Below are 24,897 nucleotides of genomic sequence, written 5' to 3'. Positions count from 1 at the left end.
AGGCGACCTCGTACCCACAGTGTAGCCGCTCCACGCCCGGGCGCTGCGCGCAGGCGAGCCGGTCAAGCGCGCTTCTTCAACAGGGTTGACCTCCAATGAATATCTGCTGGAACCGCATCCGCCTGGCGCTGGTCGCCCTGGCCTGCGTCGGCCTGTCGGGCTGTGACTGGGTGCTGCTGGATTCGAAGGGCATGGTCGGGCTCGCCCAGCGCGACCTGATCCTGATCTGCATCGGCCTGATGCTGATCGTGGTGATACCGGCCATCGTGCTGACCTTCGTGTTCGCGTGGCGCTACCGCGCCGGCAACACCAACGCGAAATACACGCCGGACTGGTCGCACTCCACCAAGGTGGAGATCGTGGTCTGGGGCGTGCCGCTGATCATCATCGCGGTGCTGGCGGTGATCGTGTGGAAGTCCACCCACGAGCTGGACCCCTACAAGCCGCTGGACGTGGCCGGTGAGCCGCTGCACGTGGACGTGATCGCCACCGACTGGAAGTGGGTGTTCGTGTACCCGGACCTGGGCATCGCCACGGTCAACCAGCTCAACTTCCCGGCCAACCGCCCGCTGGCATTCAACATCACCTCCAACTCGACGATGAATACCTTCTTCATCCCGCAGCTGGGTGGGCAGATCTACGCGATGGCCGGCATGCGCACGCAGCTACACCTGATCGCCAACGAACCCGGCCAGTTCCGCGGCATGTCCGGCAACTACAGCGGGCATGGCTTCTCGAACATGAAGTTCATCGCCACTGCCAGCAGCAACGAAGACTTCGAGCGCTGGGTGGCCGAGGTGCGCAGCGCGCCGGACGCGCTCAGCTTCACGCAGTTCAAGGCGCTGGCCGCGCCGTCGAAGAACGCACCGGTGCAGCACTTCTCCAGTGTTGAACCGCTGCTGTTCAAGAAGGTCATCGACCAGTTCATCGGCGTCGGTGAGAACACCGCTGCTGCTACCCCGGCGGGCGCTGCCGATGGTGCCCAGGTTTCCCAGGAGTAACGAACATGTTGGGTAAATTGACGTGGGAGGCCGTGCCGCTGCACGAGCCGATCGTCGTGGTCACCTTGGCGGCCATGGTGCTGGGTGGCCTCGCGCTGCTTGGCGCAGTGACGTACTTCAAGCTGTGGGGCCCGCTGTGGCGCGACTGGTTCACCACCGTGGACCACAAGAAGATCGGCATCATGTACGTGGTGGTGGCGCTGGTCATGCTGGTGCGCGGCTTTGCCGACGCGCTGATGATGCGCGCACAGCTGGCCGCGGCCGGGCCGGGCAGTGACGGTTTCCTGCCGCCCGAGCACTACGACCAGATCTTCACCGCGCATGGCGTGATCATGATCTTCTTCGTGGCCACCCCCTTCGTGGTCGGCCTGATGAACATCATCGTGCCGCTGCAGATCGGTGCGCGCGACATGGCGTTCCCGTTCCTCAACGCCTTCAGCTTCTGGATCTTCGTGGTCGGCGCAGCGCTGATGATGATCTCCCTGGGCGTTGGCGAATTCGCCATGACCGGTTGGGTCGCCTATCCGCCGCTGTCGGGCATCGAGTTCAGCCCAGGCGTTGGCGTGGACTACTACATATGGGCGTTGCAGGCTTCGGGCATCGGCACCCTGCTGACCGGCGTCAACCTGTTCATCACCATCCTGCGCATGCGTGCGCCGGGCATGACCCTGATGAAGATGCCGGTGTTCACCTGGACCGTGCTGGTCACCAGCGTGATCATCATCGCCGCCTTCCCGATCCTGACCGTGGCGCTGGGCGCGCTCACCCTGGATCGCTACCTGGACTTCAACTTCTACACCAACACATTGGGTGGCAACCCGATGATGTACGTGAACCTGGTGTGGGCCTGGGGCCATCCGGAGGTGTACATCCTGGTGCTGCCGGCGTTCGGCATCTTCTCCGAAGTGACCGCCACGTTCGCGCGCAAGAAACTGTTCGGCTACAAGTCGATGGTCGGCGCCACGCTGGCAATCGGCATCCTGTCGTTCATCGTCTGGCTGCACCACTTCTTCACCATGGGCTCCGGTGCCAGCGTCAATGCCTTCTTCGGCATCATGACGATGATCATCGCCATCCCCACCGGCGTGAAGATCTTCACCTGGCTGTTCACCATGTACGGCGGCCGTGTCGAGTTCAGCGTACCGATGCTGTGGACCATCGCCTTCCTGGTCACCTTCACCATCGGTGGCATGACCGGCGTGCTGCTGGCCATCCCGGGCGCGGACTTCCTGCTGCACAACAGCCTGTTCCTGGTCGCGCACTTCCATAACACCATCATCGGCGGCGCGCTGTTCGGCTACCTGGCCGGCTTCGCCTACTGGTTCCCGAAGGTGTTCGGCTTCACTCTCAACGAGCGCCTGGGCAAGTGGTCGTTCGCGTGCTGGGTGATCGGCTTCTACCTGGCCTTCATGCCGCTGTACATGCTGGGCTTCATGGGCATGACCCGCCGCATGAACCAGTACGACAACCCGGCGTGGACGCCGTACCTGATCGCCGCGTTCATCGGTGCGCTGTTCGTGTTCGCGGGCATCATCCTGATGCTGGTGCAGATCTACGTGAGCGTGCGCGACCGCAAGCGCAACCTGGATCTGACCGGCGACCCGTGGAACGCACGCACGCTGGAATGGGCCACGCCGTCGCCGCCGCCGTTCTACAACTTCGCCGTGGTGCCCAAGGCCGATGAGCTGGATGCCTTCCATGAAGCGAAGAAGCGCGGCCTGCCGCCGCCGCCGAAGACGTACGCACCGATCCACATGCCGAAGAACACCGGCGTACCGCTGATCCTCAACATCTGGATTCTGGTGCTGTGCTTCGCTCTGGTCTGGCACATCTGGTGGATGGCCGCAGCCAGCTTCATCGCGATGATCGTCACCCTGATCGTGCGCTCCTATGACGAGGACGTGGACTACTACGTCAGTTCCGAAGAGGTGGCGCGCACCGAAGCGGCCAGCTTGGCCAAGCTGAAGGAGGTACGCGCATGAACCTGTTGACCCGCCCCGAGCTGGCCAGCGACACGCAGGCGCACGAGGACCACCACGCGCACGACCACGGCCACGAGCAGGGCGGCATGAAGGTGTTCGGCATGTGGGTCTACCTCATGTCCGACCTGGTGCTGTTCGGTTCGCTGTTCGCCTCGTACGCGGTGCTCAGCACCGCCTACGCCGGCGGCCCGACCGGCAAGGAGCTGTTCTCGCTGCCGTTCGTGATGGCCGAGACCTTCCTGCTGCTGATCTCCAGCATCACCTACGGCCAGGCCGTGCTGGCGATGCATCGCCACGATGCCTCGGCGGTGCTGCGCTGGCTGGGCGTGACCTTCGTGCTCGGCGCTTCGTTCATCGGCATGGAGATCTACGAGTTCTCGCACCTGATTCACGAAGGCGCGGGCCCCAGCACCAGTGCCTACCTGTCGGCGTTCTTCGCGCTGGTCGCCACCCACGGCCTGCACGTGGCCAGTGGCCTGATCTGGATGGCGGTGGTCATGCACCAGGTCTACAGCCGCGGCCTGACCCCGACCAACATCACCCGCGTGTCGTGCCTGAGCCTGTTCTGGCACTTCCTGGACCTGGTGTGGATCTGCGTCTTCACCTTCGTCTACCTGATCGGAGCCTTCTGACATGGCCCACGTCGAAACCTCGCGCGCCGGCAATGCGCACGGCTCCACCAAGTCCTACCTGATCGGCTTCGTGCTGTGCGCGCTGCTGACCGTGGTGCCGTTCGCGCTGGTGATGAACCCAGTGCTGTCGCGGCCGCTCACGCTGTTCCTGCTGGTCGGCTTCGCGGTGGCGCAGATCCTGGTACAGCTGGTCTATTTCCTGCACATGGACCGCACGTCCGAAGGTGGCTGGAACCTGGCCAGCTTCGTGTTCACCCTGGTGATCCTGTTCATCATCGTCGCACTGTCGGTCTGGATCATCTGGAGCATGCACTACCACATGATGATCAACTGAGCCTGCGAACCGTGAAAGGCATTGCGTTCCCCCAACGTGGCCTGCGCCTGGCCGCAGGCCTGCTGCTCGGCCTGCTGGCTGGCTGCAGTGCGCAGTCGCGCATGGACTTCTACTCCAAGGACATCGCCTGCGAAGGGCTTGGCCAGCACTGGTCGATGCCCGACAGCCACGGCACCGTGCGTGGCGCGAAGGACCTGCAGGGGCAGGTGACCTATCTGTTCTTCGGTTTCACCAGTTGCCCGGACGTGTGCCCGACCACGATGGTCGAGCTGAGCCAGGTCAAGCACCTGATGGGCAAGGATGCCGATCAGCTGCAGGTCGTGTTCGTCAGCGTCGACCCGGCGCGCGACACGCCCGAGGTCGCGCGCACCTATGTGGAAGCCTTCGATCCCAAGGCCATCGCGCTGGTCGGCAACGAAGCACAACTGGCTGCGATGGCCAGCGACTTCAAGGCGTTCTACGAGAAGGAACCCGGCCAGGTACCGGAGACCTACACGATGAGCCACATCGCCGGCGGCTACGTGTTCGATCGCCAGGGCCGCCTGCGCCTGTTCGCACCGTATGGCATGCCGGTGCAGGAGCTGTTCTCCGACGTGCAGCGCCTGCTGCTGGAGCCCGGCCACCCGGCTGCCGGCAACGACGCGCTGGCCAGCTGCCACCTCAATCGCAGCGGCACTCTCGCCGCCGCTGCTGGATGATGCGGGTGTGTGCCGACCATACGCCGGCACATTTCCTGCACCAATCCCTCGGCCGGCCAGGAGAGCCAACCGGCCGAGGGCACCACTCAACGGCTTACTTGGTTTCTTCCCACTGCACCACGTCCGGCTCGGCCGCACGGATGCCAGCGGTCGACAACAGCTTGGTGGTTGCATCCAGGGCCGCATTCACCGACGGGTACTCAACGATCGCCCGGCCCGCCGCCTTGGACACCTTCACCACGGTGCCGCCGGTGGCAGTCGCCGCGCGCTGCGCCGAGGCGGCGTCAGTGAAGAACACCTTGACCCGCGAGGTCGCCACTACCGGTGCGCCATCGCTGGAAACAGCCGCAGCGAACTTGCTGGCACCGGCATCCACGCGTGCCGCCGCACCGGCACTGCCGGCATCGGTGGAGCGCTTGCTGCGCGTGCTGGTGGCCGCCGCGCCGGCATCAGCCGCAGGGGTGATCCTGAACTGGCCGCCGCTGGCCGGCTGCACGGTCGCCGACGGTGCCAGCTGGAAGCGCGAACCGCCCACATCGAACGAACGGCCAGTGGCCGCCGCCTTCAACGCCTGTGCATCCACAGTCGACAAGGTCCTCGTGGCAGGGGCCTGGCCGGAACTCTGGGCCCAGGCAGTGGTGGTCATCGCCGCCAGGGCGAGGGTGCTCAACAGAATGGTCTTCTTCATCATCAGTGCCCCAGAACGCGGATCTTGAAGGATTCGAGGTTGCCACGCGATGCAGCATTCGCGGCCTGCCCCAGGTCGGTCACTTCCAGCGTCCAGGTGCCCGTGGCGTTCTCATCCAGGAAGGCATTGCTGGACAGCAGGTCCCAGTTGGTGAAATTGCGCTGCACGCCGCCGGTGCCTGAGCCGATCGCGGTGAACGCCGGCTGCACCACGCTGCGCGTGCCGCTGGGCGAGACCAGCACGAACTGCAGCTGGCGGGTGTTGCTGTGGTTGACCCGGAAGCCCAGCTGCACGCTCTCGATGTTGCGCGCACCGTTGGCGACCTGGAAGGTCAGGCGTGCCGCGGCGGCCGGGGTATTGCCGATGGCCACGGTGCGCGTGGTGGTACGCCAGCCGCTGTCGACCAGTGCACCCAGCGACTGGAAGTTCTCCGCGACCTGCACCGCGCGTGCGGCATTGACCACGCCGAAGCCGTACCAGTTGCTGTAGGCGCGGCCGGCGGCGTTCACCGTCCAGCCCGGTACCAGCACGCGGCCGTCAGCCAGTGTCACCGCCGCACGGTTCGGGTCGTTGCGGGTGGCGGTGGTGGCCAGGATGTACTTCACGTCGCGGTAGGACAGGTTCGGATTGGCTTCCAGCACCAGCGCCGCCACACCCGAGACCATCGGCGTGGCGGCCGAGGTGCCGTTCATCTTGCCGGTGTAGTTGCAGGTGCTGTCGATGGCGGACTGCGCGCCGTCCAGCGTGTTGCGCAGGCTGCTGTTCTTGTTGCTGCCCTGCAGGCAACCGGTGACGTCGGTGGTAAGGATGGCCGGATCGTAGCGGATCGGCAGCTGCCCGGGCACGACCTGCCGCTGCCAGCCGTTCTCGCCGCCGAAGCCGGACACCCACAGCGCCGAGCCGGTGGACGAGTACGAGGAGCGCACACCATCGGCACGCACCGCGCCCACGGTGATCACGGTGAACAGGTTGTTGCGCGGGTCACGGCCGGCCGGAACGCAGCCGGTGTTGCGGTTCTTCGTGTCAGCCGAGCAGATATCGCTGCCGTCCGGCCGGTAGCCGTTGTCGTGGTTGTTGCCGGCCGCTTTCACATAGATGCCGCCGCGACCGCCGCGAGTGCCGGACATCGCCTGCTCGTAGGCTGAAATTTCGTTCTGGCTGTAGGCCGGCGGCAGGTTCGGGTTACCTGGAACGGATCCCCAGCTGTTGTTGAACACCTGCACGTCGGCCACTTCGGCACCGTCCCACCACGAATACTCGATGTTGGACGTTGAACTGCCCTGCGCATTGGATGCCAGGAAGTTGAAGCCCTTGAGGGTCGCCGCCGAGGCCACGCCGCGCACGCCCAGATTGTTGCCGCCCACCGCACCGGCGATGCCGCCGACCATCGTGCCGTGGTTGTCGACATCGGGGTTGGACGGGCTGGGGTTGTTGGAGCCGTTGGCGAAGTTCTTGCCCGCCACCGCCGCCACGTTGGCGGCCAGGTCCGGGTGGGCGATCTGCAGGCCATCATCGACGATGGCGATGGTGACGCCCTGGCCACGGATGCCATTGCGGAAAAGGCCATCTACGTTCAGATCGTTGCCGGCCACCGGCAGGGTATCGCCCAGCACGGCCTGCCCGGTGTTGAGCAGGTGCCACTGCCGCCCCGCCAGCGGATCGGCCTGCTGGGCCTGGGCCGTAGCCACCAGGCTGCCCAGCACCAGGGCAGTGGCAAGAGCCAAGCGCGCGGAGCGAGGTGGTGTGGAGCGTTGCGTGTGTCGCTTCATACACGAGTCCTTCTGTTGTGAATCGGCATGGCAGACGGCGGGGCGGGACTGCCCCATCGCAATGAGCCAAACGCGACACAACGAAGAACCCCCTACCTCTTCACGCCTGCAATGTGCAGATTTGCCGATTGCGTCACAAACGCTTATGCCGCGTGGTAATTACGACAGCGGTGGCCTGCATCGGGTGGATGCCGGCATCGGGTTGGTGCGCGTATCCACGCATGGCGTGGATCTACCGGGGCCGCGTATCCACGCGTGGCGTGGATCTACCGCGTCATCGCGCGGCTTCACATCCGGCTGTGCTACTACGGCTCCTGCACCCTTCCGCACGGAGCACCACGATGGTCAACCCCCTGGCCCAGGCCCACCGCGGCCTCGGCACCACCCTGTTCAGCCTGTTGAACCCGATACCGTTCGGCTTCTTCGTCGGCGCATTGATCTTCGATGCGATCTACCTCAACAGCGCCGAGGTGATGTGGGGCAAGTCCGCCGCCTGGCTGATCACCTTCGGCCTGCTGATCGCCATCCTTCCGCGCCTGATCAACCTGTTCGCGGTCTGGCGCCGCAACGGTACCGCCACGCGCATCGACCGCATCGACTTCTTCCTCAACCTGGTGGCGGTACTGGTGGCCATCTGGAACGCCTTCGTGCACAGCCGCGATGCCTACGCCGTCGCCGTGCCGGGCACGATCCTGTCGGCGCTGACTGTCGCGTTGATCGGCCTGGGCTTCATCCTGCTGTCGCTGCAGCCGCCGGTGCTGCACGGAGGTCGTCATGGCTAAGCCGCTCCTGCCCACCATGGCGGTACTTTCGCTGGCCGTGATGCTGTCCGCCTGTGCCGGCAAGGCCGAATACCATCCCGCCGACCAGTCCGGCGCGAAGCCGCCGCTGCCGGCGCCGAAGAACTTCCTGATGCCGCCGATGCAGGTGCCCAAGGGCGTCGGCTGGGCCGAAGGCCAGTCGCCCACGGTGGCCGAGGGCCTGAAGATCGAGCGCATTGCCGCCAACCTGCTGCACCCGCGCCGCCTGCTGACCCTGCCCAACGGCGATGTGCTGGTGGTGGAGGGCAACGGCCCCGGTGAAGAGCCGGTAACCACGCCCAAGCAGTGGATCGCGGGCAAGGTGAAGGCGCGCTCGGGCAAGGCCGGCAAGGGTGGCAACCGGGTCACCCTGCTGCGGCGCACGCCCGGCACCACCACCTGGACCCAGCACGTCTACATCGAGGGCCTGCATTCGCCGTTCGGCATCCAGTTGATCGGTGACACGCTGTACGTGGCCAACACCGGCAACATCATGCAGTACCACTACGTGCCCGGCGAAACCCGCATGTCCGACAAGGGGCGCGAATTCACCGACCTGCCCAGCACCATCAACCACCACTGGACCAAGGAACTGCTGGCCAGCCGCGATGGCAGCAAGCTGTACGTGGGCGTGGGCTCCAACAGCAACATCACCGAGAATGGCCTGGCGGTCGAGTACCGCCGTGCGGTGGTGCTGGAAGTGGACGTGGCCACGCGTGGCAGCCGCATCTACGCGTCGGGCATCCGCAATCCCACCGGCCTGGACTGGGAGCCGAGCACCGGCCAGCTGTGGGCGGTGGCCAACGAGCGCGATGAAATCGGTGCCGATCTGGTGCCGGATTACCTGACCTCGGTGAAGGAAGATGGCTTCTACGGCTGGCCCTACAGTTACTACGGCCAGCACGTGGACGAGCGCGTGCAGCCGCAGCGCCCGGACCTGGTGGCCAAGGCGATCGTGCCGGACTACGCCATCGGCTCGCACGTGGCACCGCTGGGCCTGCTGTTCTACACCGGCCAGGCGCTGCCGCCGCAATACCGCGGCGGGGCTTTCATCGGCGAGCACGGCAGCTGGGATCGCTCACCGCTGAGCGGCTACGAAGTGGTGTACGTACCGTTCAAGGACGGCAAGCCGACCGGGCGGCCGCAGACCGTGGTCAGCGGCTTCGCCTCGAAGGACGAGAAGACCCTGATGGGCGCACCGGTGGGCATGGCGATGGACGCCGAAGGTGCACTGCTGGTGGCCGACGACGTGGGCGACGTGGTGTGGCGGGTATCAGCGAAGTAGCTGCATAGCGTCGAGCCGTGACCGAAGGACAACGGGTAGAGTCGACTGTCAGTCGACTCGCGCGCAGCGCGTGCTTCCCGGTGGGCAACGCAGAGCAGTCGACTGACAGTCGACTCTACAGCCGGGTTCAGCGTGCGCGGAACCCGCTGAACACCGACTCGGCAGCAAATCCCACGCCCCCCAGCAGCACGCCGAAATACACCATCGTGGCCACCACGAACGCGTAGCCCGCTGCCACTGCCGCGCCATCGCGCTGGATGAAGCCGATCGCAAAGGACATCAACGCCAACGCCGGCAGCGTGTTGCTGAAGGGAATCGGCCCGGCCGGGGCCATCAGCAGCAGGGTCGCGAACACCAGCATCAGGTTGTTCAGGCGCATCATCTTCTTCGAGCGCACCATCACCGCCAGCCGCATCGGCCGCGACAGCCGCTCCATGCGGTGCACCCATTTCAGCGCACGGCCGAGGTTGGCCTTCAGCTTGTCGGTGGCGATCTCGCGGCGCGCCAGCTTCTGCGGCACCCACAGCGGACGGTTGCGCACCCGGCTCAGGCCGATCAGCAGGATCGAGGCGCCAAACACCGTACTCAGCCCGGGGATCGACACCGGGATGATGAAGATGGCCGAGAGCAGGATCACGATCAGCAGCAGTCCCTCATCGCCCAGCGCGCTGAGCAAAGTGCCGACCCTTACCTGGTCGCCGGGCAGTTCGTCGATCATCTGCTCGATCTGCTGGGCCAGGGGGGCGCTGTCGTTGGTTTCGGGGGCACGGTAGGTCATGCGTCGCAAGGTTCTCCAGGGAAGGGCGGTCAACGGGCCGTCCTGCGGTGGGGGACGCACAGGCCCTTGCAGTATCCCGGCCAACGTGGGCAAAGAGGTGAACCGGGCATGAGGGGGTAAACTGGCGTGCCCCGCACGAGTTGAACGCAATGGACATGGGCCGCCGGCAATCGACCATCGAACTGGTCGCCATCGACATGGATGGCACCCTGCTGGACCCAGCCCATCGGCTCACTGCCCGGGCCAAGCAGGCGATCGCGCAGGCGCGCGCGCTGGGCGTGCACATCGTGCTGACCAGTGGCCGCCCGGTTCCGGGCCTGGCGCCGTACCTGCACGAGCTGGGCATCACCGGCAGCGACGACTACTGCATCGCCTGCAATGGCGGCCTGGTGCAGCGCATCGGCACGCGCGAAACCGTGGTCGAGTATCCGCTCAGCTTCGACGACTTCCTGTTCTGCGAGCAGGTGGCCCGCGACCTGGGCGTGCACTTCCAGGCCCTGGACAGCCAGCGCATCTATACGCCCAACCAGGACATCAGCTACTACACCGTGGCCGACTCGCACCTTTCGCGGATGCCGCTGTCGTATCGCCGCGTGGAGGACATGGAACCGTCGATGTCCTTCATCAAGCTGATGATGATCGACAAGCCCGAGGTGCTGGACGCTGCCATCACGCGCCTGCCCAGCGCGCTGACCGGGCGCTTCGCGGTACTGAAGAGCGCACCGTTCTTCCTGGAAGTGTTCGACCACCGCGCCGGCAAGGGGCCTAGCCTGCAGACGCTGGCCGAGCATCTGGGCATCGACCGCGCCAACGTGATGGCCATCGGCGACCAGGAGAACGACCTGACCATGCTGCAGTACGCCGGTACCAGCGTGGCGATGGGCAATGCCATCGATGCGGTGAAGGCAGTGGCGCGGTTCGAGACCACCAGCAATGCCGATGAAGGCGTGGCGCGCGCGATCGAGCGCTTCGTACTGCAGTAGCCGCGCGTCTCGATGCCCTGGCGTGTGCCAACCCTGGTCGGCACACGCAGGCCGTAAGCGCTGACTGGCGCTATACCTACGTATAGCCCCCCCATCCCCACCGCCATCGGCGCTGTACCACGGTGCAATGGCGGATGCGGCAGTGCGATGCAAGACTTTCGCACGTCGAGATCACGCCATCGAATCCCACGACAGATGATCGTCCTCGTCTGCCACTGACCGGCGCGCACCGCGCGGTCATCCCCTCAACGCAATCGCATCACCAGCCAGGGCGCCGACACCGGCGCTGCATCGCGCTGGGCGTGCGCCTGCGCCGCTCTCCCCCTGCACCCTGGATCTGCTCATGAACACCCCGCCCACGACGCGCCTCGCCCTGGCGATCCTCGCCGCCATTGCCGCCCCTGCGTATGCCTCCGACTCGGCCGAGACCACACACGACACGCCCACCACGCTCAACGCCCTGCAGGTGATCGCCACACCGCGCGGCGCCGCCGTTGCACCGACCCAGGTGGTTGGCCCGAACCGCTACATCATCAAGGCCGAAGACCTCGACGCGATGATCACCGGCAACAACGGCCTGGCCATGCTCAAGCAGGTACCCGGCGCCAGCTACACCGCCACCGATGGGCTGGGCCTGGATATCTCGGCGACCAGCCTGTTCGTGCGCGGCTTCCGCATGAACGAAATGGGCATTACCTTCGAAGGCGTGCCGCTGAACGACAACGGCTTCCTTTCGCTCACCGGTACCAGCGTGGTGAACGTGGGGGTGCCCGATGGCATCGGCGCGATCACGGTCAGCCCCGGCGGCGCACCGGTCAGCGTGTTCTCCAGCAGCATCAACGGCGGCAGCCTGGAATACCGCCTGCGCGAGCCACAGGACACGCCCAGCCTGCGCGTGAAGCAGGGCGTGGGCAGCAACAGCACGCTGGTCACCACCGTGTCCGGCCAGAGCGGCCAGCTTGGCGAGCACGGCCCGAAAGTACTGGTCGACCTGCAGCGCGTATCGGCTGACAAGTACCAGGGCGAGGGAACCCAGAACTTCCTGCGCGGCGACCTGAAGTTGCAGCAGGACGTCGCCTGGGGTGACTTCACCGTGTTCCTGTCCGACAGCAAGGCCAAGGTCTGGGGCTACAACAACATTTCCTTCGACATGATCCGCAAGCTGGGCTGGAAGGCGGACATCTTCTACCCGGACTACGCGTGGGCCTGGTATGTGGCCTCGCCGGAGAACGCAGACAAATCCTGCGGCGCCTACACCTGCGGTGAGCTGTCCGAACTGATTCCGTACGACACCGGCCAGATCACCCGCGATCGCGTGTCCTCGATCAATCATCGCTTCCAGATCACGCCTGCGCTGCGCGGCAACGTGCAGCTGTACAACGCCAACAGCCACACCCAAGCCACGCTGACCGACCCCACCGTACCGTCGCCCAACGGCGCGCCGTTCTCCGAGCAGGTGCAGACGCCGCGCCTCAACCGGCTCGGTGGCATGCTCAACCTGCAGTTCGAGGCCGGCGCGCACACCTTCACCGCCGGCTTCTGGCAGGAGAAGAGCAAGGCCGCCGCCAAGACTGAGTGGTACCAGCAGCCGTTGCTGGGCGAGGGCCCACCGCTGAAGGCCACCGGTCCGTTCGATGTGTACGGGCCGGCGTTCAAGACCGACAACGCATCAAGCTGGGTAACCCGCTCGCGCCAGTTCTACCTGCAGGATGACATCGTGCTGAGTGACACGCTGAAGCTGGGTGTTGGCTTCAAGGCCGTGGACTTCCGCACCAACGGCGGCGGCCTCGGCGATGCCGAGGATCGGCCGGTGAACGGTACGCTGCGCGCCAAGAGCAACTTCCTGCCGCATGTTTCGCTGTTCTGGAGCCCGACCGAATCCACCGACGCCTTCATCGACCTGGCCAACACCATGAACGGCTATCGCGTCGCCCAGCGCGGCAACATCGGTTACACCGCCTCGGCGTGGACCATCACCGACCAGGAGGAGTTCAACCGCGTGGCCGGCACGCTGCGCCCGGAGAAGAACTGGAACCTGACCGTGGGCGCATCGCATCGTTTCGACCGGCTGACGATCACCGGCGACGTGTTCTACAACGACATCCGCAACCGCCTGCTGTCGGCCGCCATCGGCACCCAGTTCGCGCAGATCAACACCGTGCGGCTGATGCCGAAGATGCATGTGATCGGTGCCGACCTCGGCATCACCGCCGACCTGACCGACCACCTGCAGTTCTACCAGGGCGTGGCCGTGGCCCGTTCGTACTACGGCAGCGATTTCGTGGTGGGCGACACCGTGTACCCGATCAAGGGCAACGCCCAGCCGGGCTACCCGCAGATCTCGCTGGTGAGTGATCTGTCGGCGCACTTCGGCGACTGGCGTTTCGGTGCCACCAGTACCTCGTACCTGCGCCAGCCGTTCACCTACGAGAACGACATCCGCGTGCCGAGCTTCTGGCAGGTCAACACCTACGCCGCCTACCGGTTTGGTGCGGACAGCGCGGTGCCGGGGCTGGAGCTGCGGCTTGACGTGAGCAACCTGTTCAACCGCCACAACATCGGCACCGCCACCATCGCCGGCTCTTCATTCTCGGGGGATTACCAGACCCTGCAGCGCAGCGCGCCCCGGCAGCTGATGCTCAGCACCTCGATGGTGTTCTGAGCCAATGATGGTCGGGGTCAAAGCCCTTTACGCAGCAAAGGGCTTTGACCCCAGACCCAGCTTTGCGCGGCCGGCAGCGATTTTCCGGCAGTGACGCAAGGTTCCCACAATGTTGCTGGGTCATCCTGTTGGCATGGCACAGCAGACCCCGCCAACCCGGTTGTTCGGCATCCGAGGCCCAGGACGGACCCGGCAGGCGCCGTCCGTGGCACCTGTGATCGACCTGCAGGCCGAGTACCAGTTCTGGCACGTCTACGAACGCGTGGTCCGACCGCTGCCCGGCGGTGGGCTGCGCAATGCTTGGCTGGTGTGCCAGAAGGTGTATCGGGACCGCCTGCGGTTCCCGCATGACACCCGTGAAGCCGCGCTGGCGCGTGTGCTTTTCGGCAGCAACAGCACGCCCGAGCGTGCAGCCGAACTGCAGGACCTCTTCGGCCTTGTCAGCCGCCGCATGGCGTCCGTTGCCGTCCGGCGACAGGCGCCCCTCCCGGGAAAGTGAATCACTGGCAAGGAATCGACACGCGTTGATGACTTTCTCTCGGCCTGCCTGCTTCTGGCTTATTCTGGGGCGGGCCGGTAAGGACGGGAAACGATGGAAATCAGACGATCTGCACGCCTTGTGATCGTTGCTGAGGATGCGGTGCTGCTGTTCCGGTATCACGATGAACACCACGCCCCCTTCTGGGCGACACCGGGCGGGGAGCTTCTGCCCGGGGAGGGATATGCGGACGCCGCACGGCGTGAGCTTCGGGAGGAGACTGGATTGGATCTGCCGATAGGCGTGCGGCTGGAAAAGCGCGACGCCGTCTACGCGGTCGCCCGATCAACGCCTGCGCGGTGGCTGGAAGAGTATTTTCTGGTCCGCAGCCTCAACCAGCCCGACATCCAGCGTGGCGGGTGGACGGAGGAGGAAAATGCCACGATCAGGGCGTGGAAATGGTGGCGCGTAGAAGAGATGAGAGAACAGCCTGCTTCCCTGTTCAAGCCGGAATGGCTGCCGGATCTCTTTGAACGTGTGCCCGCATGACGCACCCTGATCCCGGCCGATGCGATTACGTGCTCGCCTTCCCGCGGTCCAGCTGCCGGTAGCCAATTGCTTCGGCCAGGTGCGTCGTCTGGATCGTTTCGCAACCCGCCAGGTCGGCAATCGTGCGCGCCACCCGCAGAATCCGGTGCATCGCACGTGCGGACAGCTGCAGGCGCTCAATGGCCTGCTCCAACATGTCCTGATCGCCCTCGCTCAGTTTCGTGCAGGCCCGCAGCGCCGCCGGCGGCAGATGCGCGTTGAGCCCGCCACGCACCTGCTGTCGGGCATGGGCAGCTTCCACCCGTGCACGTACCGCCGCACTGGGCTCCCCCAGCGGCGTGCTCTCCCGTAGTTCGACCGCATCCATGCGCGCCACGCTGATGTGCAGGTCGATACGGTCCAGCAGCGGGCCGGACACCCGCGCGCGATAGCGGTTGATCCGTTCATCGCTGCACAGGCAGCGATTGCTGCGGTCACCGGCCCAGCCGCACGGGCAGGGATTCATCGCCGCCACCAGTTGGAAACGCGCAGGATACTGGACGCTGCGCGCCGCGCGGGCGATGCGGATGTGGCCGGACTCCAGCGGCTCGCGCAGAGTCTCCAATGCACTGCGGTTCCACTCGGGAAGCTCATCGAGGAAAAGGACACCGTGATGGGCCAGCGAGATCTCGCCGGGGCAGGGCGGATTGCCGCCGCCGACCAGCGCCGCCGCGCTCGCGCTGTGGTGGGGAGCCCGGAAGGGACGCTGCCGCCACCGCTTTGGGTCCAGCCCTTCGCCACTCACCGAGGCAATCGCGGCCAGCTGCAAAGCTTCGGCTTCCTCGGTATCCGGCAACAGGCTGGGCAGGCGCGAGGCCAACAGCGTCTTGCCGCAGCCAGGGCTGCCGATCAGCAGAAGATGGTGACCACCGGCAGCGGCGACTTCCAACGCGCGCCGCGCATGCGCTTGCCCGCGCACGTCGGCCAGATCTGGCAGGGGCAACGGCGTCGTGTCTACGCGCTCCACGCGTGGTAGCAGGCGCGGATTGCCCAGCCCGGCACAGCATTCCAGCAACGTGCGGGCCACGCGTACATCAGCGTGCTCCGCCAACGCTGCTTCTGCGGCATTCCCCGGCGGCACGACCAGGATGCGCCCGGCCTCGGCCGCCGCAATCGCCGCCGGCAGCGCACCCGCCACCGGCCGCAGCTCGCCGGTCAGCCCCAGCTCCCCCAGGAACTCGTACTGAAGCAGCGACTGCGGCTCGATCTGTCCGCTGGCCGCAAGAATGCCCAGCGCGATGGCCAGGTCGTAACGCCCACCTTCCTTGGGTAGATCGGCAGGTGCGAGGTTCAGGGTGATGCGCCGCTGTGGAAAGTCGAAGCGCGCGCAGAGCAGGGCAGCACGCACGCGCTCGCGCGATTCGCGCACGCTGGTCTCGGCCAGTCCGACAATCTGGGTGGCAGGCAGGCCACCGGAGAGGTGCACTTCCACCCGCACCAGCGGGGCATCGACCCCGGCGCGGGCACGGCTGTGGACCAGCGCGAGGCTCATGTGTGGATTCCTGCAGAGGGTTGCTCGATGGTGCGGCAGGTGTTCCGCATGACGCCATCGGGCATTGCGGGGGAAATGGCTAGGAGGATTCTGGTCAAGGGCGAGCCCGGGGCTTGAACAGCTCACACCTGATCGCCCGCTGGCTCGGGCCACCCCATCCACACCGCGCCGTAATCGCGGCGCACCCCGCCGCTGCGTCAAAGCAGTACTTCATCATTGGTCACCCCCAGACCCAGAACGGCAGGCGCCGCACGCGGGCGCTCAGTCCTTGGCACGCATCCGTTCGTGGATGAAGGCCGTGAGTGCCATATCGGCCATCACCAGTCCCTCCATCACCCGGTCGCCCAGGTATTGCTCGGGCTCGCCGTTCTGGCGCGTGCGCTCGGCGGCCAGCAGGATCTCCTGCACGATGCGCTGGCCGGTGGCCGCGCAGTCGGCGTCGGACATCGCAATCTGCCGGCTGCGCAACAGGTGACGCTCGGGCCAGGGTCGGCCGTCGGCGGCAGCGCCGGCACCGATGGCGTGCAGGACGGCGATGAGGCTGGTGGGGTCGAGCGCAGGCGCGGGTGACGGTGCTTCCTGGATCGGGCGCGGGCGAGGGGAGTGCGGCGTGGTCATGGCGGGCTCCGTGCAAGCAGGCAGAAGCCGCCACCGATAAAGGTGGCGGACAGGGCGTGGCTCGAAAACCGGTGTGTGATGATCGCCGGCGGGCGCGAGGCCCCCACGCCCCGCCCGCCATAGCCGGCAGACGGATTGCCAGCCGGCACCAAGCAAGTTGATGCCGGCTGACAAGCGCAAACTTCATCACAACGACGGGTTTTCGAGTCCCGACCACCGATGCACGGTGGCGCAGTAACGATTACGCGCCGCTGTGTGGAATGCCAAGGGGGTGGGGCCAATGCCGCCAAAACCCGAGACGCTTTCGGCATTGTCGCATAGCGCCGAATGGGGCGAGAGCCTTGGCGGGCTAGGCGTAGCGGCACTTCTGGGACGGAGTCGTCAGATCCTGCGGCAAGAGATGCAAGGCGCGGCAATTGCGACATCGCTTGGATGGTGACAGCGCATGGCTTCTACCAACAGCGGCGTCTGCTCAGCCCGTCGACTCAGGCCGCTCGCGGAACCACGCGCCACGTTCACCGTTGTGCGCGAAGTCGCGCAGCTCGAATTGACCGGATTCGTGGATGACGTGCCGCCATCGGGCGCAACCGTACCTCTTGGGTGTCTGTTCCGGATGGTGCTCTCTCATCCACATGATGGCTGTATCCAGATTCGCCCAGCCGTCGATCGCTCGTTCCCGGATAGCCTGTTTCAGCGCACTGACAATGCCTGCGATCGGCCAATGGATCTTCCCATCAGGCGCGATGCCGTTGACCAGAAAGTCCTGGAACTCCGGGGTTTGAACCAGGCCAGCAAAGGTTGTCACCCCCTGTGCCATACCTGCGGCGAGCGTGCGCAGTTGTTCAAACTGTCGATCGATCTCGGTGGAAGCGTGCCTGAGCGCATCCTGAGCCTTGAGGCATTCGTCGACGGTCCGGATGCCGTATTGCTCGATGAAATGGTGAACGAGTGTGTTCCTGAGATTCACCAGCCCGCGCATATCGGTTTGTAGCGCCGCATGGGATTGCGCTGAAAGATTGAGCCCAATGTGCAGGCCAATAAAGCTTGAATCATGGTCGACACCGGATGGGACGTCGGGGACTTCGCTGCCTTCCGTCAGGATGCATTCGCTGGTCAGGTGGCCCACCAACATGCCCATGGTCTTGCCGCTGATTTCAGCCCTGCGTTTGCCCAGGCTCCTTGGGAGTGTTTCCGTTGTACCGGACAGCTTCTGAAATGCCAGCATGGACTTCAGGAGTTGCTCGCATTGTTGAAGGCGGAGGATGCAACGGCCGAGGAGCCGTTGTACTTCGTGCTGAGCACCGGCAATGTCATTCGGGTCGATTGCGTGCATGGCAAACCTGAGCATGAGACACCCCAACTGTACCGTTTCAGCCGAGACGAGCGCAGGTCAGGTCGGGCTGGGCGCGGAGCCCTGATTTTCTCTGTCGCAGTCTTTCCCTTGATGCAAAGAACGGACAGCTTTGGCGCGAGCCGGCCGAGAGGTTGTTTTCCGCTTCACTTAGGCGTGGGTGACTTTCTGCCTATTGACCCCACGGGGAGCTACGCACAATGTGACTACCGCTGTAGTCAGAACCGGACGATCCTGCCCGAAGCAGGAAGGTCCGGCAGCACTTGAACGGATTCCACCCACTGGCGCAGGCCAAACGAGGACCACTGCACGTGTCACGCCGCAGCCGACTGCTTCTCTGCGCGGGTCTGGTCCCGCTTCCGTGGTTCCTGTTCTGGACCAGCGTTGCCGCCGTATTCGCGCCGGGCTACAACCCGCTTGCACAGCACGCCAGCGAGCTGCTGCAGGCGCCAACGCTTGCAAGCATCTGCGGCAGGATCGCCGCCATGGGCGTCGGCGCCGGCTTCGTGGCGTTCTCCCTAGGGGTATGGCGGGAGTCCGGCCGCCGGATTGCCATAGGCGCGATCTGCTGGATGGTCTTTGGCATCTCCATGCTGACCAACGGGCTCTGGCCCATGGGCCATCCGATGCACGGCTTCTACACCATCGGCATCGCCAACATCATTGCACCCGCGATGTCGCACATCGAGTTGAGCGCGTGGTCGGCCAACCGAAGGGCGTATGCCGTGACCGCATTGGTGAGCATCGCGAGCATCGTCTATCTCTGGCTGAACCTGGTGGGCGCGGACCCGGATGGCTTCAGGGGGCTGACTCAGCGCGTGTTCTCGTCGATTAATTCGCTGTGGCCATTCCTGGTTGCGTTGTACCTGCTGCGCAGGCGCCCCAATGAGCTGACGACGCATCCCGCGCGTTGACTGTTGCGCACGACAGAAACACGGACGGCCGTTGGTCGTGTGGAGCTGGGAGGATGATGAGGATTTCACGCCGTCAGCCGATCTACGTTCAAGCGCATCAGGGCCACTTCGTCGCACGTGTGGTGGGTGGGGACAGTACTGGTCCCCGCATATTCATCAAGCGAACGCTTGTGCGCGGTTGAGTGCGGCTGAGATATCGCCAAAGCGGGTTTCTGGCGTAAACCAGACAGAGCCAGGGAATTGGATCGATTTACAGGATAACGGGTATGGCCGCTTCCGGCTCGAAGCGGAAATCCACCTGCCAGTCAGACCGAACAAGCGAGGTCTCCCGCTTTACTTCTGGTTTCTGATATACGTCGGCTTGTTAGCCGGCCCCTGCCCCCCTAAGATCGGGCCTTACCAAGAGGAAGGCCGCAGTATGCGGTGCTTTGTGCGCAGGTCATGGACGCCGAGCCACGGGGCCGTCTGAACGGTGATTGGATGACCAAGGGCTTGAGCCCGCTGCGTGCATCAAGGTGCGCGTTCAATATTCTATCGGAGCCACACATGAATCTAGTGGATGTTGAGGCATACGCGAACATGGATGGGGTGACGCTCAGGTGCTATCCCGGGGAGAGCATCACCACAGTGGTCATGAAGAACACCAACAGTTATGCCGTATACGTTGATTTCATCAATGGAACCGTTCCTTCGCGCATGTTACTCACGGAGGATGAAAGTCAAAAGTTCCAGTTCGCACTTGTTCAGTGCAGTCCAACCCTCGTAGTAATAAAGAAGGTGACAAAGGCCTGACTTTCTACCGCTTCTTCAAGCTGCGGCGGGAAACTTCAGTGCATGACCAATTGGCGGAATAGCGGTTCATCTGGAATCGGTTGCCCCTGGGTGTGAGGGTGTTTCATGGATAAACACGTCCCATCGAAGAGGAATCAGCGATGAAATACCTATGCGAAGCGCTCCTGCTGTGCGCCAGTGTATTTACCTTGTCTGCGCCGGCGTTCGCCGGTGAGCCGGTTACCGGAAGTGGACCGACCAAGTCTGCGGCGGCCGACGATGCCAACCGGAGAGCTGCCGAGATCGCAAAGAAGAAGGGGATCAGCGGCACCGATGGAACCTGCTACACGCCAGCGAAGATCGAAGAGTGCAAGAAAGATCCCGATGGTGGCTTCATCTGCACCGCCGTCGTAGCCAACGAACATGGCAGTTGTGGCAAATGATCCGGCCTGCCCTGGTCGGCGACGATGGAAGCATCGTTACAGCAGGCTTGAATGCAATGCACCGCGCTTCGTCGTGCCATCGGCATCGATCAAGCATTCGAGGCGGTAGAATGCGCGGGCTGTCGAAACTGGCGTTGCTCACGTGCCTCACGCCATGCCTTCTGGCCTGCGCGCAACCCGGCAGCACCACCAACGGTGTGGTTGCAGGAAGCAGAAGCGGAAGTTACGGGCCCGAGTCCGCCGCGCAGATGGAATCCCGGGCCCGCGCCGGTGACAGATACGCTCAGGCGCTCGTCGAGAATCACTTTCGCGAGATAGGCAATGCGGCGTTGTACAGGCAATGGATGGAGGAGGGAGTCTCCAGAGAAGATCCTGCAGCGATGCAGCGCCTCGCTTCCCATCTCATCTCGTTGGGCGGGACCGAGAATTGCCACCGGGCTGAAGTGATGCTGGTGCGCGCGCGCACGCTTGTGACGGACGGCGATGCGCCGTTCCTTGGAGCGCTCGACTCCACGATGCGACGGCTGAAGGGCGAGCTACCGGGTAGCACGCCCTGCAAGGCCGCAGGAGAGCACTGATCTTCCTCCTTATCAGCATCAGTTGATGATCTCCCCGCTCCCCGACGCGACAAACGCCCTCAACTGTCGAACGAACTCCGCGTCATACAGCTCCCACTCTGTAATCTCCCCCACAACCCTCAACGGCTGCGCACTCCGATACGACCGCGTCGGGTTCCCGGGAAATTTCTTGTTGGTCACATTCGGGTCGTCTTCAAACGGTCCGGTCGGCTCCACCACATACACGCGTGGCCGCCCGTCACCTCTAGCCATCTCCGCAGCCAGCCCGGCGCCCTTGGCAATCGTGGTGAAGTAGATGTGGTTCATCACCACGCTGTCGCGATAGTTGGAGCGGAAGCCCGCACTCAGCAGCTCGCCCACCACCAGGTCGGCGCGGGTGCCGTGATAGAACGGCCCGGCGACCTGGTCGCAGGTGGCATGCGAAACGGGTGTCCATTCGGTGTCCTGCACCATCGGTTCTGCCCCTCTCTGTGCTGCCGGATCGACAGGCCGGCGAGTCTACGGCGCCCGGTGGGCCTTGCGGCAAGGCCCCATCCGCGAAATACTCTGCAAGTGGGAGGCGCGGTGCGCCTCCTTTTTTCATTCTGCGGCGCCGCGCCCTTCCAGCTCGCGCACGGCGGTTTCCAGCGCCTCCAGCTTCTCGCGGGTCTTCAGCAGCGCGGCACGCTGCACTTCAAACTTTTCGCGTGTCACCAGGTCCAGTTTGGCCAGCCCCGCCTGCAGCACGCTCTTGAAGGTGGCCTGCAGTTCCTCGCGCGATTCGCGTAGGCCCGGCGGCACCAGATCGCTGAGGGCGACGGGCGAGGTCATCGATTTGGTTCAGGTCGATCATGGGGAGGGGGCCGTGGGGTAACAGCCGGTTCGATCTTCACCCCGCCGAGTTAAACAGGGAAGGGGCCGGGTGACCTGCATGCCCCCGGCGACGCTCCTGATGCCACAATCATTGTTAGAGGAGGGACTGGGAAATGCCCTCGTCAGGGACTGTGTTCTCCGGCTCTCAAGGCCGTAGTGTGCAGGAGGCTGGTGCCAGAGTGCCTCATGGAACAATTAGAACATCTACTGCGGGCGAGATCCGTGCGTCAGGCGGACGAGTCGACGTTGCACCGGAGCCGACACGGAGTGGTCAAATGAACGGGCAGCATGTGAACGTGAGAGAAGGTGGCGGAGCTAGTACCTTTGGCGAAGCTAGGGCAAATCCTGTCTCCAAGGTCGAAAGGATCAACTAATGAGCAATGATCATTTTTTCGAAATCGTCGACTATCGAGACTTCCATGATGTTCCCCGGCTCATCGCAGTCCGCTCTGAGGATGAGCGAGTCTGGATATTCGATAGCAAGTTTAATGGCGACTTGGATGAGTATGAGTTCTTCTATCGAGTTTATTTGGTGGATCTCGACACTGCCCTTGGAGTGGGTCATATTGAGGAGTATCTGAAAGGGCGCTGTTCAGCGCAGAGGGCGGAAGTTCGGGTTTCTCAGATCGATTTCGATGCCACACGCAGAAGACCGTTCATGGTGAACGATTGGCAGGCGCCTGAATGAATCATCTCGGTTGGCATCTGCTCTTGGCCGAAAGCAGAACCGCGGTCCAGATGATTCCGATATATGTGCAGCCATCCGCCTGCGAGAGAGTACGGATACGATCAATCGGATAAATCACGATTGCTATTCACGGGATGTGGGCTGCTGCCAGTTTCAAAGACACTTTTTCAAGATGGAAGATGAGACCCGGAGGCGGTTCATCGAGAGAAGAAGGACATTCAGCCGCGAGTTCAAGATCGAGGCGGTCAGGTTGGTCACCGCGCGTGGCGTGGCTGTGGCCTAGGCCGCCAAGGACCTGGACGTTCACGCGAATGTGCTGCGCAAGTGGGTTCGTGAGTTGCGAGAGGAGCCTCAGGGGGCGTTTCTTGGCACCCAGGACGCGGAGATAGCGCGACTGCGCAAGGAGGTTGCAAGCTCAAGATGGAGCGCGACATCCTGAAAGGAGCCGCGGCTTACTTCGCGAAGGAGTCGATGTGAAGTTCGGCTTTGTGGCGAAACACCGAGGGGCCTGGCCGGTCAATCTGATGTGCGAGGCGCTCGGTGTCTCGCGGGGTGGCTTCTGCGCGTGGCTCACACGGCCCAGGAGCCAGCGCAGCCTCAGCGATGAAGTGCTGGGCGCGCAGGTCTACCAGAGCTTCGTGCGCAGCGACCGCACCTACGGCGCGCGCCGTGTGTGGCACGACGTGCTGGAGCAGGGTCAAGCCTGTGGTCTGCACCGCATCGAGCGACTCATGAAAGGGTATGCAGACACATGGACGACGATTGAGCGCGTGGAGTTGAGAAAGTGATGAGGGTTTTTCGCCACCAGCTCATCTACGTCCAAGTGCACCAGGACCATTTTATGGCGCGCTCGGTCGGGAGAGGCAGGACGATCCGTCGCCAGTGTCACGCCCTCGGCAATCGCGCAGATCCGATCTCAGCAAGGTCGACAGCCCGAAGACGGGCGCGCAGGTGATAGCCCATGAAGATCAGCACGATATTGATACGGCGGAGCGTGGACGCCCCGCGGCCACCAGTGATGAGGTTCGTGCCACAGAGCGGAATGCTTACGGCACGGAGGCGGTTGTTGCTAAAGGCCTTGGGATCAACATCAGCAAGAGTGAACAGGCCAAGGGGGTGGAGGGTTCTGTTGCAAACTGGGAAGCGCGTCAGCCCAAGACCGAGAAGGACAACTGACTATGAAATCAGCGTCATTAGTGCCCATGCTGGGCCTGCTGCTATCTGCATGTGCCAGTGGGGGGGCGACAACCGTAAAAGACGATCCTCATGATGAAGTGCTGTGTGCCATCGCTAAGAATCCCGGCGAATATGATCGGGACGAGGTCGTGTTGTCAGCTCGATATGTAACGGATAACCGCCACGAAGAGGTTCTGCGCAACTCCCGCTGCAGCGATGGCGCACGAATCCTCGATATCGGCAAGCATGGGGCCGCTAGTTCGGTCGCACGTTTTTACGCCGAACAGAAGCGTATATGCCTGGAGCGTAACAGTCCTGGCCTGTGCAATATCTCTGCCAGCGTGCAGGTATCCGGGCGGATTCGGCTGACGCAGGATCGTGCCGTGTTCGATCTCGAGGACGTGAGGCACTTCGCGTTTGACGATGAGCGGTAGTCTGCTTTTCGCCCCGCTGTCTGGCGAAAGTGGCGTCAACTCAATCTGATGTCGAGCGCCCTTCCAGTTCGCGCACGGCCGTTTCCAGCGCGTCCAGCTTCTCGCGGGTCTTCAGCAGCACGGCGCGCTGCACTTCGAATTCCTCGCGGGTGACCAGGTCGAGCTTGGCCAGGCCGGCCTGCAGCGCGCTCTTGAAGGTGGCCTGCAGTTCCTCGCGCGATTCGCGCAGGCCCGGCGGCACCAGGTCGCTGAGGCGACGGGCGAGGTCATCGATTTGGTTCAGGTCGATCATGGGGTGCTCCGTGGGGGTGGGCCCGCGCATCCAGCGCGGGCAGGCCGGTCGGGCACAAGGATACTGCCGGCACCCACCGCCCGGACAGGCCGCAGCGGCTTCGCACGGGCCGCGTTCAGGCGCTATCCTCCACGCCGGAATACAGGAGATCGACGATGAAGATGGTCATGGCGGTGATCAAGCCGTTCAAGCTCGACGACGTGCGCGAAGCGCTGGCCGAGCGTGGGGTTACCGGGATCACGGTGACGGAAGTAAAGGGCTTTGGTCGCCAGAAGGGCCATACCGAGCTGTACCGTGGCGCGGAGTATGTGGTCGATTTCCTGCCGAAAGTGAAGCTGGAAGTGGCAGTGACCGATGACCAGGTGGAGGCGGTGGTTGAGGCCATCGTGAAGGCCGCCGGCACCGGCAAGATTGGTGACGGCAAGGTGTTCGTGTACGACCTGGGCAGCGTAGTGCGTATTCGCACCGGTGAGCTGGACGCGGACGCGTTGTAACCCGTTCGGCGGGATGTTGTAGAGCCGAGCCGATCCTCGGCTGCATTTCGCGCGATGCAGGAACAGCAGCCGAGCGTGGGCTCGGCTCTACAAGAGCGGTAAAGCGGTCGAGCGAG

The 24,897-nt window shown here is 64.1% G+C and carries 27 protein-coding genes and 2 pseudogenes; 20 read left to right on the top strand and 9 right to left on the bottom strand.

The features are described from left to right. The first annotated feature begins 95 nt into the window (after positions 1–95). The 5 genes from cyoA to QZ853_RS06850 are packed head-to-tail and all read left to right on the top strand — an operon-like array spanning position 96 to position 4,647. Positions 96–1,001, top strand: coding sequence for a ubiquinol oxidase subunit II (cyoA, locus tag QZ853_RS06870; RefSeq protein ID WP_295571549.1), 906 nt, complete (start codon positions 96–98; stop codon positions 999–1,001). Between the two features lie 5 nt (positions 1,002–1,006). After that, positions 1,007–2,983, top strand: coding sequence for a cytochrome o ubiquinol oxidase subunit I (gene cyoB, locus QZ853_RS06865; protein WP_295571548.1), 1,977 nt, complete (start codon positions 1,007–1,009; stop codon positions 2,981–2,983). Then, positions 2,980–3,615, top strand: a complete 636-nt coding sequence (cyoC, locus tag QZ853_RS06860; RefSeq protein WP_295571547.1) for a cytochrome o ubiquinol oxidase subunit III — start codon at positions 2,980–2,982, stop codon at positions 3,613–3,615. Before cyoB ends, cyoC begins: the two co-directional genes overlap by 4 nt. A 1-nt stretch (position 3,616) precedes the next feature. Next, positions 3,617–3,949 (top strand): cytochrome o ubiquinol oxidase subunit IV, encoded by a 333-nt coding sequence (gene cyoD / locus QZ853_RS06855; RefSeq protein ID WP_295571546.1) that lies wholly within the window; start codon positions 3,617–3,619, stop codon positions 3,947–3,949. Between the two features lie 11 nt (positions 3,950–3,960). Continuing rightward, entirely contained in the window at positions 3,961–4,647 is a 687-nt protein-coding gene (locus tag QZ853_RS06850; protein ID WP_295571545.1) for an SCO family protein, read from the top strand. 94 nt (positions 4,648–4,741) lie between these two features. Here the strand turns inward: QZ853_RS06850 and QZ853_RS06845 are convergent, their stop codons facing one another. After that, the gene (locus tag QZ853_RS06845; protein WP_197581490.1) at positions 4,742–5,338 is read right to left on the bottom strand and encodes a DNA breaking-rejoining protein; all 597 of its coding nucleotides are present in this window, start codon (positions 5,336–5,338) and stop codon (positions 4,742–4,744) included. Continuing rightward, entirely contained in the window at positions 5,338–7,104 is a 1,767-nt protein-coding gene (locus QZ853_RS06840) for a S8 family serine peptidase (RefSeq protein ID WP_345777892.1), read from the bottom strand. Before QZ853_RS06840 ends, QZ853_RS06845 begins: the two co-directional genes overlap by 1 nt. Before the next feature lie 341 nt (positions 7,105–7,445). On the opposite strand from QZ853_RS06840, the gene QZ853_RS06835 reads away from it, so the two are divergent. Both QZ853_RS06835 and QZ853_RS06830 read left to right on the top strand, forming a co-directional pair. Then, on the top strand, positions 7,446–7,886 hold the full coding sequence (locus QZ853_RS06835) for a DUF2231 domain-containing protein (protein ID WP_295571541.1): 441 nt from the start codon (positions 7,446–7,448) through the stop codon (positions 7,884–7,886). Next, positions 7,879–9,189, top strand: coding sequence for a sorbosone dehydrogenase family protein (locus QZ853_RS06830; RefSeq protein WP_295571540.1), 1,311 nt, complete (start codon positions 7,879–7,881; stop codon positions 9,187–9,189). The genes QZ853_RS06835 and QZ853_RS06830 overlap by 8 nt, the downstream gene beginning before the upstream one ends. Before the next feature lie 127 nt (positions 9,190–9,316). On the opposite strand, the gene QZ853_RS06825 is transcribed toward QZ853_RS06830, so the two are convergent. Further along, positions 9,317–9,967: an exopolysaccharide biosynthesis protein gene (locus QZ853_RS06825; protein ID WP_295571539.1), complete on the bottom strand. Its 651-nt coding sequence runs from the start codon at positions 9,965–9,967 to the stop codon at positions 9,317–9,319. Positions 9,968–10,116: 149 nt separating this feature from the next. Here QZ853_RS06825 and yidA point away from each other — a divergent pair, with 149 nt between their 5' ends. From yidA to QZ853_RS06805, 4 genes are all read left to right on the top strand, one after another. Beyond that, positions 10,117–10,950, top strand: coding sequence for a sugar-phosphatase (gene yidA / locus QZ853_RS06820; protein ID WP_295571538.1), 834 nt, complete (start codon positions 10,117–10,119; stop codon positions 10,948–10,950). Positions 10,951–11,293: 343 nt separating this feature from the next. Further along, positions 11,294–13,612 carry a TonB-dependent receptor gene (locus QZ853_RS06815; RefSeq protein WP_295571537.1) on the top strand — a complete coding sequence of 773 codons (2,319 nt, stop codon included), beginning with the start codon at positions 11,294–11,296 and terminating at the stop codon, positions 13,610–13,612. A 109-nt stretch (positions 13,613–13,721) separates the two neighbouring features. Further along, on the top strand, positions 13,722–14,111 hold the full coding sequence (locus QZ853_RS06810; protein WP_345777891.1) for a hypothetical protein: 390 nt from the start codon (positions 13,722–13,724) through the stop codon (positions 14,109–14,111). A gap of 93 nt (positions 14,112–14,204) precedes the next feature. Beyond that, positions 14,205–14,639 (top strand): NUDIX domain-containing protein, encoded by a 435-nt coding sequence (locus QZ853_RS06805; protein ID WP_295571535.1) that lies wholly within the window; start codon positions 14,205–14,207, stop codon positions 14,637–14,639. A gap of 25 nt (positions 14,640–14,664) precedes the next feature. Here QZ853_RS06805 and QZ853_RS06800 read toward each other — a convergent pair whose 3' ends face one another. The 3 genes from QZ853_RS06800 to QZ853_RS06790 all read right to left on the bottom strand — a co-directional run bounded on the left by QZ853_RS06800 (position 14,665) and on the right by QZ853_RS06790 (position 18,121). Then, positions 14,665–16,170, bottom strand: coding sequence for a YifB family Mg chelatase-like AAA ATPase (locus QZ853_RS06800; protein ID WP_295571533.1), 1,506 nt, complete (start codon positions 16,168–16,170; stop codon positions 14,665–14,667). A 261-nt stretch (positions 16,171–16,431) separates the two neighbouring features. Further along, positions 16,432–16,788 carry a hypothetical protein gene (locus QZ853_RS06795; protein ID WP_295571532.1) on the bottom strand — a complete coding sequence of 119 codons (357 nt, stop codon included), beginning with the start codon at positions 16,786–16,788 and terminating at the stop codon, positions 16,432–16,434. Between the two features lie 472 nt (positions 16,789–17,260). Further along, positions 17,261–18,121 carry an OST-HTH/LOTUS domain-containing protein gene (locus tag QZ853_RS06790; RefSeq protein WP_295571531.1) on the bottom strand — a complete coding sequence of 287 codons (861 nt, stop codon included), beginning with the start codon at positions 18,119–18,121 and terminating at the stop codon, positions 17,261–17,263. Between the two features lie 329 nt (positions 18,122–18,450). On the opposite strand from QZ853_RS06790, the gene QZ853_RS06785 reads away from it, so the two are divergent. The 4 genes from QZ853_RS06785 (at position 18,451) to QZ853_RS06770 (ending at position 20,845) form a co-directional block, all read left to right on the top strand. Continuing rightward, on the top strand, positions 18,451–19,053 hold the full coding sequence (locus QZ853_RS06785) for a DUF998 domain-containing protein (protein WP_295571530.1): 603 nt from the start codon (positions 18,451–18,453) through the stop codon (positions 19,051–19,053). A gap of 546 nt (positions 19,054–19,599) precedes the next feature. Then, positions 19,600–19,845, top strand: a complete 246-nt coding sequence (locus tag QZ853_RS06780) for a hypothetical protein (protein WP_295571529.1) — start codon at positions 19,600–19,602, stop codon at positions 19,843–19,845. 140 nt (positions 19,846–19,985) lie between these two features. Beyond that, on the top strand, positions 19,986–20,267 hold the full coding sequence (locus QZ853_RS06775) for a hypothetical protein (RefSeq protein ID WP_295571527.1): 282 nt from the start codon (positions 19,986–19,988) through the stop codon (positions 20,265–20,267). A gap of 110 nt (positions 20,268–20,377) precedes the next feature. Next, the gene (locus tag QZ853_RS06770) at positions 20,378–20,845 is read left to right on the top strand and encodes a hypothetical protein (protein WP_295571526.1); all 468 of its coding nucleotides are present in this window, start codon (positions 20,378–20,380) and stop codon (positions 20,843–20,845) included. 18 nt (positions 20,846–20,863) lie between these two features. On the opposite strand, the gene arr is transcribed toward QZ853_RS06770, so the two are convergent. Both arr and QZ853_RS06760 read right to left on the bottom strand, forming a co-directional pair. Continuing rightward, positions 20,864–21,298, bottom strand: coding sequence for an NAD(+)--rifampin ADP-ribosyltransferase (arr, locus tag QZ853_RS06765; RefSeq protein ID WP_295571525.1), 435 nt, complete (start codon positions 21,296–21,298; stop codon positions 20,864–20,866). Positions 21,299–21,424: 126 nt separating this feature from the next. Then, a pseudogene (locus QZ853_RS06760) lies at positions 21,425–21,677 on the bottom strand (accessory factor UbiK family protein). Between the two features lie 393 nt (positions 21,678–22,070). Between QZ853_RS06760 and QZ853_RS06755 the strand changes: the two are divergent. The 4 genes and pseudogenes from QZ853_RS06755 to QZ853_RS06740 all read left to right on the top strand — a co-directional run bounded on the left by QZ853_RS06755 (position 22,071) and on the right by QZ853_RS06740 (position 23,995). Next, the gene (locus QZ853_RS06755) at positions 22,071–22,385 is read left to right on the top strand and encodes a hypothetical protein (protein WP_295571524.1); all 315 of its coding nucleotides are present in this window, start codon (positions 22,071–22,073) and stop codon (positions 22,383–22,385) included. 172 nt (positions 22,386–22,557) lie between these two features. Beyond that, a pseudogene (locus QZ853_RS06750) lies at positions 22,558–23,122 on the top strand (transposase); the annotation flags it as partial. A gap of 214 nt (positions 23,123–23,336) precedes the next feature. Beyond that, positions 23,337–23,561, top strand: coding sequence for a hypothetical protein (locus QZ853_RS06745; RefSeq protein ID WP_295571523.1), 225 nt, complete (start codon positions 23,337–23,339; stop codon positions 23,559–23,561). A gap of 26 nt (positions 23,562–23,587) precedes the next feature. Next, positions 23,588–23,995, top strand: coding sequence for a hypothetical protein (locus QZ853_RS06740; protein ID WP_295571522.1), 408 nt, complete (start codon positions 23,588–23,590; stop codon positions 23,993–23,995). Positions 23,996–24,035: 40 nt separating this feature from the next. Here the strand turns inward: QZ853_RS06740 and QZ853_RS06735 are convergent, their stop codons facing one another. Continuing rightward, entirely contained in the window at positions 24,036–24,287 is a 252-nt protein-coding gene (locus tag QZ853_RS06735; protein WP_049441951.1) for an accessory factor UbiK family protein, read from the bottom strand. Between the two features lie 155 nt (positions 24,288–24,442). Between QZ853_RS06735 and QZ853_RS06730 the strand changes: the two genes are divergently transcribed. Beyond that, positions 24,443–24,781: a P-II family nitrogen regulator gene (locus QZ853_RS06730; protein WP_005411374.1), complete on the top strand. Its 339-nt coding sequence runs from the start codon at positions 24,443–24,445 to the stop codon at positions 24,779–24,781. Positions 24,782–24,897: the final 116 nt, after the last annotated feature.

It is taken from the genome of uncultured Stenotrophomonas sp., from assembly GCF_913778665.1.
Taxonomy (GTDB): domain Bacteria; phylum Pseudomonadota; class Gammaproteobacteria; order Xanthomonadales; family Xanthomonadaceae; genus Stenotrophomonas.
The sequence above is the reverse complement of the archived record's forward strand: the minus strand, read 5'-3'. Positions and strand labels throughout refer to the sequence as shown.

What these genes read in the sequence shown, in the direction of transcription:
- cyoA (WP_295571549.1), top strand. Translation starts at nt 96, where the DNA reads ATGAATATCTGCTGGAACCGCATCCGCCTGGCGCTGGTCGCCCTGGCC.
- cyoB (WP_295571548.1), top strand. Translation starts at nt 1,007, where the DNA reads ATGTTGGGTAAATTGACGTGGGAGGCCGTGCCGCTGCACGAGCCGATC.
- cyoC (WP_295571547.1), top strand. Translation starts at nt 2,980, where the DNA reads ATGAACCTGTTGACCCGCCCCGAGCTGGCCAGCGACACGCAGGCGCAC.
- cyoD (WP_295571546.1), top strand. Translation starts at nt 3,617, where the DNA reads ATGGCCCACGTCGAAACCTCGCGCGCCGGCAATGCGCACGGCTCCACC.
- QZ853_RS06845 (WP_197581490.1), bottom strand. Translation starts at nt 5,338, where the DNA reads ATGATGAAGAAGACCATTCTGTTGAGCACCCTCGCCCTGGCGGCGATG.
- QZ853_RS06840 (WP_345777892.1), bottom strand. Translation starts at nt 7,104, where the DNA reads ATGAAGCGACACACGCAACGCTCCACACCACCTCGCTCCGCGCGCTTG.
- QZ853_RS06835 (WP_295571541.1), top strand. Translation starts at nt 7,446, where the DNA reads ATGGTCAACCCCCTGGCCCAGGCCCACCGCGGCCTCGGCACCACCCTG.
- QZ853_RS06830 (WP_295571540.1), top strand. Translation starts at nt 7,879, where the DNA reads ATGGCTAAGCCGCTCCTGCCCACCATGGCGGTACTTTCGCTGGCCGTG.
- QZ853_RS06825 (WP_295571539.1), bottom strand. Translation starts at nt 9,967, where the DNA reads ATGACCTACCGTGCCCCCGAAACCAACGACAGCGCCCCCCTGGCCCAG.
- yidA (WP_295571538.1), top strand. Translation starts at nt 10,117, where the DNA reads ATGGACATGGGCCGCCGGCAATCGACCATCGAACTGGTCGCCATCGAC.
- QZ853_RS06815 (WP_295571537.1), top strand. Translation starts at nt 11,294, where the DNA reads ATGAACACCCCGCCCACGACGCGCCTCGCCCTGGCGATCCTCGCCGCC.
- QZ853_RS06810 (WP_345777891.1), top strand. Translation starts at nt 13,722, where the DNA reads ATGTTGCTGGGTCATCCTGTTGGCATGGCACAGCAGACCCCGCCAACC.
- QZ853_RS06805 (WP_295571535.1), top strand. Translation starts at nt 14,205, where the DNA reads ATGGAAATCAGACGATCTGCACGCCTTGTGATCGTTGCTGAGGATGCG.
- QZ853_RS06800 (WP_295571533.1), bottom strand. Translation starts at nt 16,170, where the DNA reads ATGAGCCTCGCGCTGGTCCACAGCCGTGCCCGCGCCGGGGTCGATGCC.
- QZ853_RS06795 (WP_295571532.1), bottom strand. Translation starts at nt 16,788, where the DNA reads ATGACCACGCCGCACTCCCCTCGCCCGCGCCCGATCCAGGAAGCACCG.
- QZ853_RS06790 (WP_295571531.1), bottom strand. Translation starts at nt 18,121, where the DNA reads ATGCACGCAATCGACCCGAATGACATTGCCGGTGCTCAGCACGAAGTA.
- QZ853_RS06780 (WP_295571529.1), top strand. Translation starts at nt 19,600, where the DNA reads ATGAATCTAGTGGATGTTGAGGCATACGCGAACATGGATGGGGTGACG.
- QZ853_RS06775 (WP_295571527.1), top strand. Translation starts at nt 19,986, where the DNA reads ATGAAATACCTATGCGAAGCGCTCCTGCTGTGCGCCAGTGTATTTACC.
- QZ853_RS06770 (WP_295571526.1), top strand. Translation starts at nt 20,378, where the DNA reads ATGCGCGGGCTGTCGAAACTGGCGTTGCTCACGTGCCTCACGCCATGC.
- arr (WP_295571525.1), bottom strand. Translation starts at nt 21,298, where the DNA reads ATGGTGCAGGACACCGAATGGACACCCGTTTCGCATGCCACCTGCGAC.
- QZ853_RS06755 (WP_295571524.1), top strand. Translation starts at nt 22,071, where the DNA reads ATGAGCAATGATCATTTTTTCGAAATCGTCGACTATCGAGACTTCCAT.
- QZ853_RS06740 (WP_295571522.1), top strand. Translation starts at nt 23,588, where the DNA reads ATGCTGGGCCTGCTGCTATCTGCATGTGCCAGTGGGGGGGCGACAACC.
- QZ853_RS06735 (WP_049441951.1), bottom strand. Translation starts at nt 24,287, where the DNA reads ATGATCGACCTGAACCAAATCGATGACCTCGCCCGTCGCCTCAGCGAC.
- QZ853_RS06730 (WP_005411374.1), top strand. Translation starts at nt 24,443, where the DNA reads ATGAAGATGGTCATGGCGGTGATCAAGCCGTTCAAGCTCGACGACGTG.